The 16383-nt window shown below is 39.4% G+C and carries 14 protein-coding genes; 12 read left to right on the top strand and 2 right to left on the bottom strand.

The features are described 5' to 3' along the window. The 7 genes from IJI01_RS05375 to IJI01_RS05345 all read left to right on the top strand — a co-directional run. Nucleotides 1–640, top strand: a 640-nt coding sequence (locus IJI01_RS05375) for a hypothetical protein (protein WP_292186917.1), incomplete at its 5' end; no start/stop codon positions are given. A 36-nt stretch (nt 641–676) separates the two neighbouring features. Continuing rightward, on the top strand, nt 677–1294 hold the full coding sequence (gene hisH, locus IJI01_RS05370; RefSeq protein WP_292186913.1) for an imidazole glycerol phosphate synthase subunit HisH: 618 nt from the start codon (nt 677–679) through the stop codon (nt 1292–1294). 17 nt (nt 1295–1311) lie between these two features. Next, nucleotides 1312–2073 (top strand): imidazole glycerol phosphate synthase subunit HisF, encoded by a 762-nt coding sequence (gene hisF, locus IJI01_RS05365; protein ID WP_292186910.1) that lies wholly within the window; start codon nt 1312–1314, stop codon nt 2071–2073. A 44-nt stretch (nt 2074–2117) separates the two neighbouring features. Next, nucleotides 2118–2795 (top strand): uracil-DNA glycosylase, encoded by a 678-nt coding sequence (locus IJI01_RS05360; protein ID WP_292186907.1) that lies wholly within the window; start codon nt 2118–2120, stop codon nt 2793–2795. 86 nt (nt 2796–2881) lie between these two features. Next, complete coding sequence (locus IJI01_RS05355; RefSeq protein WP_292186947.1) at nt 2882–4174, top strand: diaminopimelate decarboxylase; 1293 nt, start codon at nt 2882–2884, stop codon at nt 4172–4174. Between the two features lie 3 nt (nt 4175–4177). After that, nucleotides 4178–5962, top strand: a complete 1785-nt coding sequence (locus IJI01_RS05350; protein WP_292186905.1) for a DUF6020 family protein — start codon at nt 4178–4180, stop codon at nt 5960–5962. Further along, nucleotides 5946–6824: a tyrosine-type recombinase/integrase gene (locus tag IJI01_RS05345; protein ID WP_292186902.1), complete on the top strand. Its 879-nt coding sequence runs from the start codon at nt 5946–5948 to the stop codon at nt 6822–6824. The genes IJI01_RS05350 and IJI01_RS05345 overlap by 17 nt, the downstream gene beginning before the upstream one ends. Before the next feature lie 5 nt (nt 6825–6829). On the opposite strand, the gene IJI01_RS05340 is transcribed toward IJI01_RS05345, so the two are convergent. Continuing rightward, the gene (locus IJI01_RS05340) at nt 6830–7858 is read right to left on the bottom strand and encodes a 3-deoxy-7-phosphoheptulonate synthase (RefSeq protein ID WP_292186899.1); all 1029 of its coding nucleotides are present in this window, start codon (nt 7856–7858) and stop codon (nt 6830–6832) included. 65 nt (nt 7859–7923) lie between these two features. Then, nucleotides 7924–9897, bottom strand: a complete 1974-nt coding sequence (locus IJI01_RS05335; RefSeq protein ID WP_292186895.1) for a TaqI-like C-terminal specificity domain-containing protein — start codon at nt 9895–9897, stop codon at nt 7924–7926. Between the two features lie 91 nt (nt 9898–9988). Here IJI01_RS05335 and IJI01_RS05330 point away from each other — a divergent pair, with 91 nt between their 5' ends. The 5 genes from IJI01_RS05330 (at nt 9989) to IJI01_RS05310 (ending at nt 16076) form a co-directional block, all read left to right on the top strand. Beyond that, nucleotides 9989–11452: a hypothetical protein gene (locus IJI01_RS05330; protein WP_292186892.1), complete on the top strand. Its 1464-nt coding sequence runs from the start codon at nt 9989–9991 to the stop codon at nt 11450–11452. Continuing rightward, nucleotides 11442–12950, top strand: coding sequence for a hypothetical protein (locus IJI01_RS05325; RefSeq protein ID WP_292186889.1), 1509 nt, complete (start codon nt 11442–11444; stop codon nt 12948–12950). Before IJI01_RS05330 ends, IJI01_RS05325 begins: the two co-directional genes overlap by 11 nt. A gap of 23 nt (nt 12951–12973) precedes the next feature. Further along, the gene (locus IJI01_RS05320) at nt 12974–13606 is read left to right on the top strand and encodes a C39 family peptidase (protein ID WP_292186887.1); all 633 of its coding nucleotides are present in this window, start codon (nt 12974–12976) and stop codon (nt 13604–13606) included. Between the two features lie 56 nt (nt 13607–13662). After that, nucleotides 13663–15444: a C1 family peptidase gene (locus IJI01_RS05315; protein WP_292186885.1), complete on the top strand. Its 1782-nt coding sequence runs from the start codon at nt 13663–13665 to the stop codon at nt 15442–15444. Nucleotides 15445–15746: 302 nt separating this feature from the next. Further along, the gene (locus IJI01_RS05310; protein ID WP_292186883.1) at nt 15747–16076 is read left to right on the top strand and encodes a hypothetical protein; all 330 of its coding nucleotides are present in this window, start codon (nt 15747–15749) and stop codon (nt 16074–16076) included. Nucleotides 16077–16383: the final 307 nt, after the last annotated feature.

Below are 16383 nucleotides of genomic sequence, written 5' to 3'. Positions count from 1 at the left end.
AGAAAGAAAAGAACAAGAAGGAACCGAAGCCTTAGAAGGAAAGCCTCCGAAGGAGAAAAAGCCTAAGAAGGAAAAGCCGCCTAAGCCAAAGAAGGAGAAAAAGCCTAAAGAGCCTAAGGATCCAGGTGCTCCTGAAAAGGTAATGTCTCCTAAGAAGATAGCTATTTCAGCTATATTTGCAGCAAGTATAGGCATTTTGTTTATGATACCTGTTATCGTGCTTCCTGATAGAATAGCTAATGAAAAGGCTGCAACAGCTTATACTCACAGGGAATACGTAACTGCATATAAAATGCTCTATGGCAAGGAAATGACAGAGGATCAGACTGTTATTTATGAACAGTCAAGAGTCCTTGCATGGGCTGAGAGATATTTGTCCGGATATGAGAATTATGTTGCTATGAATATGGAAGAAGAAGCTCTTGATATGCTCCTTATGGGCATGCGCAATAAGGGTGATCTTTTGGAAGAAGCAGCTAAATTCAATGTTGAAATTCAGGTTCAGAGTGTGTACGATAGTATAGAATCGTTGCTTTCAACTAATTATGGATTATCAGAGACAGATATTTCTGAGATAAATTCTATTAAAAAGGAAAGAGACTACACTATCAGACTGATGGAGATTGTAGGAACTCTGTAGAGGGCATCGAACTTTATTGTTGGAGGTTGATGCCACATGGTAGCAATAATTGATTATGATGCAGGCAATATCAAGAGTGTAGAGAAGGCTTTTTCATATCTTGGTGCCAATACAGTTATTACCAGAGACCCTAAAGAGATCCTTAAGGCTGACCATGTTGTACTTCCTGGTGTAGGTGCCTTTGGTGATGCCATGGGCCGAATAAATGAATATGGCTTAAAGTCCACAATCGATAGCATTGTGGCTAATGAAACCCCATTTTTGGGAATATGCCTGGGCCAACAGCTTCTGTTTGATTCTAGTGAGGAATCACAAGGAGTTAGTGGCCTGGGCATTTTACGTGGAGAAATAGTCAGTATCCCCAAGACTGATGAACTGGGAAACAGCTACAAGATTCCTCAGATTGGCTGGAACAGACTAACCTTTCCACGTGAGGGCAGACTCTACAAGGGAATAGATCAGGGAGCTTATGTATACTTTGTTCATTCCTATTATCTTAAGGCGGCCGATAGGAGCATTGTTACGGCTACTACCGACTATTCAGTTACTATAGATGCTTCAGTTGAATCAGGTAATGTATTTGCTTGTCAGTTCCATCCGGAAAAAAGTGCTGATGTAGGAATGCAGATTCTTAGAAACTTTCTTGATGTTTGATTTGGGAGGATGAGCGAATGCTGACAAAACGTATTATTCCATGCCTTGATGTTAATAATGGCAGAGTAGTTAAGGGTGTTAAATTTGTTGATCTTATAGATGCAGGTGACCCGGTTCTGGTTGGTGAAGCCTATTCCAAGGCTGGAGCTGATGAACTTGTTTTCCTGGATATTACAGCTTCTAATGAGAGACGTGCTACTGTTGCAGATATGGTCAGAGAAGTAGCCAAAAAGGTATTTATTCCTTTTACAGTAGGTGGCGGAATCAGAACAGTTGATGATGTAAGAGCAATTCTGAGGGAGGGCGCTGATAAGGTTGCTGTGAACTCAGCTGCTATAGACAGACCTGAGCTTATAGCAGAAGCTGCTGATAAATTTGGAAGTCAGTGTGTAGTACTTGCTATAGATGCCAAGAGAAGAGCTGATGGAAGTGGCTGGAACATTTACAAACACGGTGGCAGAATCGATATGGGCATAGATGCCATAGAATGGGCCAAAAAAGGAGTTTCGCTTGGAGCAGGAGAGATTCTTATAACAAGTATGGACTGCGATGGAACCAAGGCTGGCTACGATATTGAGCTCACCAGACGGATAGCGGAGGCTGTTGATGTACCAGTTATTGCTTCAGGCGGAGCAGGTACAATGGAGCATTTCTACGATGCTATTACAGAGGGCAAGGCAGATGCTGTTCTTGCTGCGTCCTTATTCCACTTCAAGGAAATGGAAATATGCGATCTAAAGAGATACCTAAAAGATAGAGGTATTTCTATAAGAATTTGATAAATGTACTAAGCTAATATTTGAAACGGAAGGTTTATAAGCAAATGGCAATGATCTCAAATGACTGGCTTCCTGCTCTTCAGGGGGAGTTTCATAAGGATTATTACAAGAAATTATTTGAATTTGTAAAAGAGGAGTATTCTACACATGTAGTATATCCTCCATCAGATGATATTTTTAATGCATTACATCTAACACCTCTTAAGGATGTGAAGGTTCTTATATTAGGACAGGACCCATATCATGAACCTGGGCAGGCCCACGGATTATCTTTTTCTGTGCTTCCCGGTAAGGCAGATACGCCGCCATCACTGGTGAACATCTATAAAGAATTAAATGATGATATGGGCTGTTACATTCCTAATAATGGATATCTCAAAAAATGGGCAGATCAGGGCGTTTTGATGCTCAATACGGTTCTGACTGTTCGCGCTCATCAGGCCAATTCACACAAGGGAAGAGGCTGGGAGAATTTTACTGACGCGATCATAAAGGCTGTCAATGAACAGGACAGACCAATTGTATATATGCTATGGGGCAAACCTGCTCAGATGAAAAAGAGTATGCTAAATAACCCTAGGCATCTGATCCTTGAAGCGCCACATCCTAGTCCTTTATCAGCTTACAGAGGCTTCTTTGGGTGCAAACATTTTAGTCAGTGTAATGAATTTCTTGAGAAAAATGGTCAGAAGCCAATCGACTGGCAGATAGAAAACATTTAATAATTAGTACTTGCAATATGATGCGTTAACATGTTAAAGTCTATATTAAATTGTTTAAAATCTAAAGGAATCACGAGGAGAGCTATATTATGAAGAAACCATACGTAACCAAAGAGCAGGTTGAAAATATCGTAAAAGATTTTCCTACACCGTTTTATCTCTATGACGAAAAGGGATTAGTAGATAATGCCAAAGCAGTATATGATGCTTTTTCATGGAATAAAGGCTTTAAAGAGTACTTTGCAGTAAAGGCTACACCTAATCCAGTACTTATGGAAATTCTTATGAAGTGTGGATGTGGCTTTGACTGTTCATCCAAGACTGAGCTTATGCTCAGCGAGGCTGTTAATGCTAAGGGCTCAGACATAATGTTTTCTTCAAATGATACACCAGCTGAAGAATTTGTTTATGCAGATAAGCTCGGTGCTATCATCAATCTTGATGATTTCACACATATAGATTTCCTTGAGAAGACAATAGGCAAAATTCCTGAGACTATCTCCTGCAGATATAATCCAGGCGGAGTCTTCAAGATGAGCAATGGAATCATGGATAATCCTGGAGATTCCAAGTATGGTATGACCAAGGATCAGCTCTTTGAAGCATACAAGCTCCTTAAGTCCAAGGGAGCCAAGAACTTTGGAATTCATGCATTCCTTGCCAGCAATACAGTTACTAATGAGTATTATCCTCAGCTTGCAGGACAGCTCTTTGAACTTGCTGTGGAACTGCAGAAGGAGACTGGATGCAAGATCGCATTCATCAACCTTTCTGGTGGTGTTGGAATCCCTTATCTTCCAGATCAGGAAGGCAATGACATCAAGGCAATTGGTGAGGGTGTAAGAGAGCAGTTTGAGAAGATCCTTGTTCCAGCAGGTATGGGCGACGTAGCTATCTTTACTGAAATGGGAAGATTCATGATGGCTCCATATGGTGCGCTTGTTACTAAGGCAATCCATGAGAAGCATATCTACAAGGAATACATCGGTGTTGATGCATGTGCAGTTAACCTTATGCGTCCTGCAATGTACGGCGCTTACCACCATATTACTGTTCTTGGAAAAGAAAATGCGCCTTTAGATCATGTATATGATGTAACTGGTTCACTTTGCGAGAATAACGATAAATTTGCTATAGATAGGAAGCTTCCAGAAATTAATAGGGGAGATTATCTTTTTATTCATGATGCTGGCGCACATGGCTTCTCAATGGGGTATAATTATAACGGTAAGCTTAAATGCGCAGAGTTATTATTACAGACAGATGGCTCTGTTAAGCTGATCAGAAGAGCAGAGACACCAAGAGACTACTTTGCAACTTTTGACGGAATGGAAATCGCAGATAAGCTTAACCAGATAATGGAGAGCGAGGGGAACTGATCTGTGACAGGATTAGCAGATTTTGATTTTAAACCAATAAAGAGCGCTGTAACAGCCTTCTTTGGCTGTTGGGCTTTACAGCAAATATCAGGGATTACCGTTAGAAACCCTCTAACGGTAGTCTTTTTTGTGGTCTTATTTTGGATGGCACTTGTTCAGGATAAGATAAGACCTTATTTAATAAGTATTTCAGCAGCCTATGGAATCGGAATGACATTTATGCTTAGGAACAGGATTACAGCTGGTTTTGACAGTAAGCTCTTTAAACTTATGAGCATTGTGATAGTTCTGTGTGGAATGGTATGTACATGCTATATTCTGGTAGGCTTTGCTATTTCAGTGTTTAGTGGCCAGAAGCGTAACGACGCTTTGCAACTGGTCAGAAAAATGTTCCTGGACACTAAGTCTTCTTTTACTGGAACAAGAGTCGTTCTGATAATTGCTAGTTTATGTTTTGCATGCTGGTTTCCATATTTCCTATATGAATATCCAGGCATTATGACGGCTGATTCACTTGTTCAGTATGCTGAGTTTTTTGGAGTTGAGCCAGTATCCAATCACCACCCGATTGTGCATACTCTTTTGATCAAGTTTTTTTGTGATATTGCGACTCTTTTTCATAAGGACCACCAGATAGGCATTGCATTATATACTTTGTTTCAGATGATCTTTATGGCTATATGCTGCGGAGTTTTGGTAACTCATATAAGGGCCAGAAAATTACAGATACTGGCAACAATGTTCTATGCACTTGTGCCATTTAACGGGGTGTTTGTGGTGACTGTATGGAAGGATATCATATTTGCAGGAATCACAATGCTGTTATTATGCTGTGTTATCGACCTTAGAGAGTCTTATTCTAAAGGATGCTCTGATGAAGGCGAGTGTAGTGATAATAGGACTACACTCATTTGGTTCACCTTCGCAGTACTTGGCATTCTATTTGCTTTATTCAGGTCCAACGCATGGTATGCATTTATAGTATGGACGCCATTTCTGCTGATAACATTTAAGAAAGATATTAAGAGAGCTACATGTGCTGCGCTTATTGTTCTGGTTTCTGTTTTTATCATAAAAGGACCAGTCATGAGAAATGCAGGAGTAGCTCAACCTGATATGGTTGAATCCCTGGCCGTTCCGGTTCAGCAGACAGCAAGAATGCTAGTAGACGACAGACATTTAGAGCCCAAGGATCAGGAGCTTATCGATAAAGTAATTGATACCACTTATATCAAGGAGCTATATGCACCTGACTTTGCAGATAACATTAAGGAACTGGTCAGAGCCGGTCACCCTGAGGAAATTGAGAATAATAAATCTGAGTACTTCAGGATGTATCTTAGAATGAATGCTTCTAACCCAGGAGAATCTATTAAGGCCTGGTATGACCTTAATGGGGGTTACATTAATCCAGATGTTTCCTATAGAGTAGGAGATATGGATGGCATTATGGGCAATGAATTTGGCCTTTTCTGGGATCCCAAGATCGGTGGTAAAATAGTTGTTAAACTAAGGGAAATTGGCATGAAGCTGGGAGACTTTGTTCCGCTTTACGGCCTTTTATGGAGCATCGGCACTTATACATGGCTTCTTGTTATAGCTACAGGAATCTGCATCTATAAGCGTCAGGGCATACTGTGCAAACTTCTTTTGCTGATGCAGGTAGGAACACTTGTAATTGCTGCTCCTATGGTTGATTTCAGGTATGGCTATTCGATTGTTATGACTATGCCTTTGTGGTTACTATATTATTTGGGAAAAGAAACAGAGTATGGAACAGCTGATTGATTCATTTGGACTCTATCTTGAAACTGTCAAGAAAGCGTCAGTAAACACAATTTCATCCTACAAAAGAGATCTTAAGCGAATGGCACTCTACATGGAAAACAGAGGAGTGACATCTATTACTGATGTTACTGAGGACAGACTGTTTGCATATATTAACTCAATGCAGGAAGAACACTGTGCCACAAGCTCAATCATCAGAAGCCTTACATCTATAAAGGCTTTTTTCAGATTCCTTTTGGAAAATGGTAACATTCAGGATAACCCTGCAGAGGCTATCAAGGCGCCCAAGGCAGGTAAAACAATGCCCAGAATTATGAGCGCCTACGAGATAGAGAGCCTTTTGTCTCAGGAATTTACAGATGATGCTATAGGAAAAAGAGATAAGGCTATTCTGGAGATTATGTACGCGACAGGGCTTAGAACTTCAGAACTTGTTGAGCTTGAACTTGGAAATATTGATATGAGCCTTAACTGTCTTAGATTTGGTCAGGACAGAGTAATTCCCTATGGCCAAAAGGCCAAGGAAGCCCTTAATGAATACCTGTTGTATGCAAGAGATGAAATGCTTGCTGATAAATCAGGTAACGAGCAGCATGTTTTTGTGAATTATAAAGGTATACCTATGTCCAGACAAGGACTCTGGAAACTCATCAAAACCTATGTAAAAAGAGCTGGAATAGATATGAATATTACACCATATTCATTAAGACACTCTTTTACCATGCATTTAATTGAGAATGGCGCAGACCTTGGAGCAGTGCAGGAGATGATGGGCATTAGCGATGCTTCCACATTGTCCAAATATGCAAGAGCAAAGGGCAAAAATAAGGACCCATATGAATGGGCCCGTATTAGAAACTGATTTAATTATACAAGTTCTGCCATCTCGAGGATGAGTCTTTCTGTATCATCCCATCCAAGGCAAGGATCTGTAATGGACTTACCATATACACCTTCGCCTATCTTCTGACAACCTTCTTCAAGGTAACTCTCGATCATAACTCCCTTAACAAGAGACTTGATATCAGGATTAAGACTTCTGGAATGGAGAACCTCTTTGGAGATTCTGATCTGTTCCATGAATTTCTTATTGGAATTGTTGTGGTTACAGTCAATGATAGCAGCAGGATTAACAATCTCTCTCTGATTATAAAGCTGAAGCAAAAGAGAAAGGTCCTCATAGTGGTAATTAGGAATTGACTGACCATGCTTATTGCTGGAACCTCTAAGAACGCAGTGTGCAAGAGGATTACCATTAGTCTTAACTTCGTAGCCTCTGTATACGAAACAGTGCTCCTGCTGAGCAGCATAAACAGAGTTGAGCATTACAGAAAGAGTACCACTTGTAGGATTCTTCATTCCTGCAGGAACATCAAAACCGCTGGCTGTCATACGGTGAGCCTGATCCTCTACAGATCTGGCACCGATAGCCACATAGGATAAAATATCTGCAACATAGCCCCAATTCTCAGGATAGAGCATCTCATCAGCTGCTGTAAGTCCGGACTCCTCGATGGCCTTGAGCTGCATGTGACGCATAGCAATAAGACCAGCATGGAAATCTGTCTTGCCCTCTGGATCAGGCTGAGAAGTAATGCCCTTGTAGCCTTCGCCTGTAGTACGTGGCTTGTTAGTATAGATACGAGGAATCAGAATAAGCTTATCCTGAACCCTCTCATTTAACTTACCAAGACGTGAAACGTACTCGCAGACTGAATCTTCATTATCTGCTGAACAAGGTCCAATGATGACAAGGAACTTGTCACTCTTACCTGTGAAAACATCTGAAATCATCTTGTCTCTTTCAGCCTTAACAGCTGCAAGCTCCTTGGTGAGTGGGAATCTGTCCCTGATCTCATCTGGTGTAGGGAGCTTCTGTATATATTCAAAAGACATTTATTAAAATCCTCCTAAAAACATAAATCTTTTGATACTATAGCACTTTAAATCGTAAAAGTAAACTATAATCGTAATATAATTTTTTCGTCATCAGCATTTAAATTATATAGTCTGTTGACGTATTTATCCAGTCTTTTTAGCATATTATTATCAGGTTCCGAGCCGTTTTCGTAAGCCTTTTGGATAGACATTGCAAGACTGGATATTTCCTTCATGACGTCAGTATCGCAAACAGGTATAGGCAGGCTTTCTAACACTGAGCGCAGAACCTTCATATTCTTACAGATATGCCTGTAGTAAAAACTCATAGCCGAAGAGTTTAGAATGGCCATAATATATGCGTTATCATATCCTTGAACGTGAGGAATGATGATGTTAGCACTATTAAGAGAAACAAGTCCCTGATTGTCCAAAGCGACTATTGGCTCAGTAGCTATGAAACGGTAAAAAAGTTTGCTATCCGTGCGGTAGAAGTTTACAGGAGCGACCTGCTGGTATCTGTCAGGGTTAAACACTGTGTAGGTATTACCTATTTCTATTTTATATTTCGATATATCTTTACCCTTGATAATAGGCTCAGAATCAGGAATCTGAGTATCAAACAGAACAGCTGAGTTGGCTCCCGTCACAATTCCAAGTGCAAAATCTGCATTACCTCCTAAATTAAAATGAGGAATGCTGTTCATCTTATCTAGAATCTTAAATTCCTTATCATCAGCTAGAATATTGAAATTGTCCGCATTTATGCGGATGGAAGGGACAGAAAAGCTTCTCTCAAGGCTAAGTTTTTTTCCCTTTTTGGCCTCTTTTTTATAAAAAGATGACTTTACAGACCCGGAATCATTATTCTTGCTGAGCTTAATGATCACAGAAGGACACTGAACCTTATCAAATACTTCACCTAGATAACTGATGCTGACAACATAGGAATAATCAGTAATGTACTTGCGTATTCCCTGATGATAGTCAGATCCAAGGATTGTTTCCGGTAAAAGAAATGTGATTTCGTTGCTAACGTTCAATGCTTTTTCTATAAAAAGAGAAAACGACTCAGGTTTGCCACTTCCATCAAAAGATTTGTAATTCTCTCTGATAAGAGCGGAGTGATTTCTGGAAAATGAGTATCCCCAGGGTGGATTACCTAAAGTTATGTCATAGTGATCATTGTATTCGCCAAAAAGAAAATCTTTGGTTACTACATTATTATTGAGGATTTCCAGTTCCGACCTGGAAGAAATATGATATTTAATGGCAAGGTTGATCCTTGTTATAAATACAGCGGTTGAATCAATGTCTGTTCCATGGATATTGGAAAGCGCAATTGAATCAGGAAGTCGTAAAAGAAAATTGCCGGTTCCGCAGGCAGGATCAATAAAAGTTTTATTATTATATGCGCTGGCATCATCCGACAAAGATTCTCTAATAAGCTCATCAACAACAAAAAATGGGGTATAGTAAGCGCCTGTTGATTTCTTATCCTGGAGACCTCTAAGCGACAGGTAGAGCATACCAAGAGTATCTTCAGATGGAACAAGCTTAAGTGGATAGCAATTTAGGAAAGCGTCAATACTTCCACTTGTTGCCTTGATCGGGCGTGGGAGTGTAGTGTTAGACTCACTAGCATTATCCAGAGTTATAAGTGGAATGGACAAAGCTTCTGAATACTCATTATTTATTCCGGCAAGCTTCATAAGCTGATTAGCGCAGTGATATAGAATGCTGGAAATAGAATATTCGGTGATTTCCTTGTCACAAATCAGTGATTTGATTGTTTTATAATTAGGAGATGAATTACTGATATATGATTTGGGAATAAAGTTTGAACTAAGGCGAGATTTATTACGCCTCTTACGAAGAGCATCAGATGATTCAAGGCCAGATAATGCTTTTTCTACATCACTTTTGCCTAGCCAAAAAGAAGCACCGATTTTGGTGCCATTTAGTTTACCGAGCTTTATCCAGTTTTTGACGGTAGCAGGGCTGATACCAAGTATTTCAGATGCCTCAGATACCGATAAATGCTCACTTTTTTCCATAATCAATATTATCCAGAAATGCGGGCTAAAAGTAAAGTAATATTTGGACTAATGTGATATTATGAGTAGTGCTGTAAGGGCGGAGGATAGAATGAAAAAGAAAATCAGATATTTCGTACTTATATTTTTTATACTAATTATTTTATGCGCTGTATTGGCAGTTAAGGATGCCAGGAAAAAGAAAATTGTAAGTTCCCAAAAGAATATAACTGTTGTTCAAAAAGCGGAGCATGTTGACGTAGATAATCCCAGAATTTTTGAGATGGATGACATTCTTTATAGCGAGAATGGTGATATTTGCATGGACTTTCAGAGTCCGGAATATAATTATTACAGTACCAATTTCGATGGTACGGCTATGGCTGTCACTTCAGAAAAAAAGTTATATTATGTTGATGGCAAGCTTGAGCCTGTTTATCTGTCTGAGAGTAAAACAAGGGCTATCATCAGTAAAAAGGCCAATTTTGTCTTATATAATGACATGGATGAGCTGCAATGTGGATGCGTTTATGATGGATCCGCAGGAAGGAAAATACCCATACATTCTCGTAATATCCCGTTATATGACAGCGCTATCTCATCAAATGGCAGATATATAGCGTTTTTCGATAAAGAACAGGGAGCAGTTATTAAGGATGTTCAGGATACTGATTCTTACACTATAGTCAGTAAAAAGAAGCTTAAAGCTGTTCATATTTCTCCTGATGGAGAGAGAGGTTTCTTTGAACTTTATGACGACCAGACTCATTTTGTGTTTAGTTACCACGATGGAGAACTCATTGAAGTGACCAGAGGCGGCTATTTCGACTACATCGTTAATGATGAGTGTACTGAATGCTTTGTTTATGATAATGACGCAACCTATTATTATGACATCCACATGGAAACAGGCAAAAAGATACTTGATGAAGATATTTTCACGGTACACTGCGCAAATGATCCAGTAGGAATAGATGGTAAATATTCCGGTATCAAAATAGCAGATGTAGAAAGCTTCAGGGGATGTATTTTGGATACAATACAGTCAGCGTATTATTTCTACTCTCCGTATAAGAATCCGCTTGAACTAGGTGGTTTTGGTACTTATGACCATCTGGGCTTTGATAATGGGGTGGCACAAAGACTGTATAGAGACGTGGAAGACTACCTTTGTATAGATACTATGGAAGATGGCTGTGTAACAAGTAGCAGACTCGAGGATATAGATACAATAGTCAGAACATTTGATGTCGCTGATAATCTCTCTAAAATTTATTACGTGGATAGAGACTGTAATATATGGCTATATGAAAACGGAGAGAGCAAGCTTTTGTATGACAGGTCTGGTTATTGTACCTATATTCATTATGACCGTTTTAGTGGAAGACTCTTTTTTATAGACAATGACAGTCTCTACTCTGTAGGAGAAGATCCTGAGGATTGCAGACTTGAATATAGCGAAGCAGATTATATATCTTCCTACTATTATGACTATGAAGACTTTCTGGTGTTCTCATATAACATGCAAAAGAGATATGCCAGAATATTTGGAAATATTATGTTAATTGGCAGTTAAGGAATATCTGAAAAAAATGATGAGTAGGAAAAAGAGGAATAGAATCAGATTGTGGCTGGTAGTTGGAATAGTATTCTTTTTTATTGGTATTCCATCCATTCGCACTGCTGTAGTTCACTATGAGAAAACGCACGAAAGATCTGGTGATGGCAGAGTAATAAAATATGCGCAGGTTACAGATATAGACAGCCCTGAGTTTTATATGTATGACAAGATTCTATATAGTGAAAATGGCGATGTATATGACTATTTTACTCGGTTCGACAAGGTAAATATAAGTTTATCCTATGACCATAAACAGGCAGCTATTACGGCTGATAGAGTTCTTTACTATGTGGATGGCAATCTCGACCCTGTTCTGATATGCGGAAGAACTCAGAGCTATGGCATAATGTGTAAGGACGGCGGATATATTCTGTACTGTAATGATATCACTAATGCAGTAAAAGTGTATGATGTAGCTAATAATGAGCACATTAAGGTTAATGACGGAATTATTAAGGACTCTAAATACGCCATTTCATCAAATGGTAAATATGTAACCCTCTTTCACCAAAACAAGACTCGTATCATTCCATATGGCCAGCAGGCTGTAACCTCTCCAGTTTCCGATGAGATACTGTTTCCTATCGCGGTATCTGATGATGGAACAAGAGCGTTTTATTACGATACTAATAAATACAGCAATAAAACCTGGGTATATAGCTATCATGATGGAGAGCTGCATCAGATATCTGTTTTTGAATATGATAATCAATGGAGCTTTATTGTAAACGATGACTGCACAGATTTGTTTATCTATGGCAGAGAGCTTTGGTATTATAGTAACAGGAACGATAAGCTTAGAAGAGTTCTTGGGAATAGCCCTAATAATTTTTATTTCTCTAAAGAAAATCTGCAGGTCATAGAAGGTCCAAGCAGGGTTAGAACGGTAGATGTTCCTTCCCTGGAGGGATGCTTTATAGATGCATACATGGGAGATTATTGGTTTTATGATGCCCACAAGGATGCTATTAGTTTAGCAGAAGATGATGCGATCACCTACTTTAATATTCATGATAAAGAGATGGATTATCTTTTGATCAAGGATGATCACGTATATAAGGGCAATGTTAAGACTAACCACAAGGTAGAAAATGAGTTTATCGAACTGGAATATAAGACTCGCGATTTTGTGGCCAATAAGGACCTATCTACTGTTTGGCTTATAGATACAGACAATGGCCTTCATAAATATCAGGACTATCATATGTATGATTTTGGCGAGGTAAGCGACAGTACATTACTTAAGTATGTACCCTGCGAAAAGAAGGTGTACTATATAAGTGATAGTACAGTATATTTCCTAGATGAGAATACTGAAGAGATTACTACCGTATCTGAAAAATGTCGTACTAGAACTTACTTAAGCTCTGACTACGGGGATTTTGCTGGCTTTACTGATCTGTCAGGAAGAAGAGTTGCATCAGTATATGGTAATCTGACCGTTTATAAATAAAGTGCCGAAAGTGATATTTTTACATGAAAAGAAAACCCTATGGCGGAATCACAAATGTATCTAAATATCTGATGGAACAATACGGACAGCGTGGCGTCCTTGTTAAAAGAGGACGCTCCGTTGTCATGGACCATAAATCCATGGAGGAAATCAGCGGAAGACGCACCAGAAACTGTTCTGTTGTAGCTGTTACCAGAGTTATCGATTACTATCGCAAAAAGAGAAATCTTCCGGGGATCCCTGAGGATATCAGGGAAATCTACCGCGATGTGGAAGAGATTGCAGAGAGTTACGGCTATAACGACAAGATAGGCACGATTCCATTTTTTATTTCTGGTATAGCCAAGGAATCTTTTGGAAGGTATGGCATAAAGACCAGGTGTAAGGGCGTCTATGTCTGGACCTTTGAGAAACAGGTGGTTAAAGAGATATCTGAAGGAAGGCCTGTTATTATGAATATTGCACGAGGCTACTACAAGGATCATACAGTTGTCGTAGTTGGCTATAGCGTATGGCGAGTGGGAGATAAGGAATATCCTATGCTCCGAATTATAGATGGATGGCGAAGCGGCTATCACTACATTGACTATGAAGCCTTTGCTAAAGATATTTCGCAGTCCTTATTTGGTTCTTTTAACACGATTGTTGTAAAATAATATTGTTGATTACAAAATAACGCTTATTTGTTTATTTATGAGATGAGGGGCATATTATGAACAAGAAAGTGATAATTGCGATAATCGCTGGCGTTGCGGTTGTTGGTGTTTGTGGCGTGGCTTTTTATAGCTTATCTGGTAGGAATAATTCTGCTACAACAGAGCAGCAGGTAACTGCTACTAATAGCGAAGTAGAGGATAGTAGCGAAGTTCCTACTTCTGACAAGCCTGATGAAGCTATAGCTTCTGCAACAGAGGAAGCCACAGAGCCTCAGCCAGTCGCCTTGCCGGTAGAAAAGGTAGAAGTCATTACTATACCTGAGGCTATCAGCATATCTGAGGGTGATGCTGACAAATTCTATGGGAATGGAGATTTTCTAGATATCATTCCTGTCGATGCTCGTTCTTTTTCCAGAGAAGAAATTCCAACTAAATACGATTCACGAGATGTGGATGGAAAGAGCTATATCACGGCTATAGAGGATCAGGGCTATACTTATCTGTGCTGGACCTATGCTTCACTTGGAGCTATAGAAAGCGACCTTTTGCTTCACAATGAGAATCTGTCCAGAGATACACTGGATCTGTCTGAAAAACATATGGCTTACAGTAATATGCATAAGGCCGAAGGTTCAGTAAATGGATACATAGATAACGACTACCGTGAATTTGTAAATGCAGACAATGAGGAAAATGCCTGGATATTTGACTATGATACCAATTATATTGCTACTGGCGGTGTTGCGGACTTTTGCATAAGTCTTCTCACAGCCTGGAAAGGACCTGTTTCCGAAAAAGGAAATGATGCTTTTAAGAGCTTATATGGTTCCAAATACATTTTCCAGGATAACGGTGATACTCCTTCAGATATCTTTGCTAGCGAATATCATGTGCAGGATGTAAACGAGGTTCCTGCTAACTACGACAACAATGACATGATCAAGCAGCTTATCATGGAGCATGGCAGTGTTACAGCTGGAGTATACGCAGATGATCCATTCTGGAAGAATCACAATTCCACGTTATATGCGGATTTTGGAGGAAAAGACATTCCTACAGCCAATCATGAAGTTCTGATAATCGGCTGGGATGATGAATACAGCAAAGATAATTTTGCAATTACTCCGCCAGGGGATGGAGCATGGATTTGTAAGAACAGCTGGGGAACGCTACCTGGAGTGAACGGATGCTTTTATCTGTCATATTATGATCAGACCACAGGAAGAAATAATGTGGCAGCTTATTCATCAGCTGTCCCAGGCCAGAGTAACTTCTACGACAACAATTATCAGGCAGCCGGCTTTTTGACATATATGGTCAGTACTTTGGAGGATTCAGACAATTATGTCACAGCCTACAGCGATTCTACCAATGCCTATGGAATGCTCTATAAAGCTCAGGGAAAAGAGAATCTTAAAGCTATAGGTCTTATGGGACTTGATACATATCAGCAGTACGAGTTTGAAATATACGTTAATCCTGAAAATGATGGAGAGACTATCCGGTTGGATGATCTTGGACATGCTGATATATCCATGAAGGCAGCTGCTATAAGCGGCGGATATCATACATTTGAGCTTCCTGGAGATATCGAGTTAAATGGCGGAGATGAATTCTTTATCTTGATCAAGCCTGTAACCTCAGGAAAGCTTATTTATGAGCCTTCCGTTAACGATATTAGTAAGCCCAACTATGACGAATGGAATAACCTTACTGGTAACGTACATAATAACTATACGGCAAGCGGCTGTAGCTATTATATTTCAGAAGATGGTACCAGCCTTATAAGGCAGGATGATAAAGACTTTTTTGTAAAAGCATATACAGTAAACAAGTAATGATGAACAAGAAAAAAGAGACGGTCAACTGGCCGTCTCTTTGAATTTTTGGGAGGAGGGCTGCTTAATGGGGAGTTAAACAGCCCAGGTATGAAAAAAGTTTTGTTGGGGGAGTGAGAATTTTTATTCTCACTATATATATCGGTGGGGCAAGTGAAAACTTAACACTATTTAGTATAAAAAATACGAAAAATAATATACGAAATAACGATTAATAAATTGTGCAGTTGTGTCAGAACGAACGTTTGCAAAAATATTAAATGTATGTTATATTGTGTTTGAATTAAAGAAAGGCACAAGATATGGCAAAGAATATAAAAGAAGTAGATGAAATAAGTACAACAGACAAGCTTAAGGCTTTCAAGACACTTAAGGATTCAGGACTTAGAGTAGAGTTCAATGGCAGTGGAGTTCCTACTGTTGTCTGTGCCAGAGTTGAGGATATGGACAAGGAACTTAAGAATGTTAAGAAAATCCTGGGGGCGCTCAGATATACAGGAAGCTTTGGGGTAAGAGGTCCCAGGAAGACTGATTCGATCATGGCAGATAGCGAGAGAGATAGCGTAGCCGAGGTCATGGTAGAAGACAACATAACAGAAGAGACAGAGAGCTCAGAAGTATTGACAGCATAATAAAACCACCTATCAAGATTGATAGGTGGTTGTTTTTTTGGGAGGAGGGGTCGACCAGTGGGGAGCCGATCGACCCGGTATGAAAAAAGTTTTGTTGGGGGAGTCAGAAGTTATTCACTTCTGATAGTATATATAATAGTGTCTAAATTTGGACAAAATATGGACGATTTATAAATTAAAAATAAAGTAAATCGAAATAATCAATAACTAAGATACGATATATAGTTAATTTTGCAATATTTCTTTTGAGAATGCACGAAATATTGTATAATGGTACTAGGTATATGATGTTGTAGTAGCTATTCAC

Source organism: Butyrivibrio sp., from assembly GCF_017433805.1.
GTDB lineage: Bacteria > Bacillota > Clostridia > Lachnospirales > Lachnospiraceae > Butyrivibrio.
The sequence above is the reverse complement of the archived record's forward strand: the minus strand, read 5'-3'. Positions and strand labels throughout refer to the sequence as shown.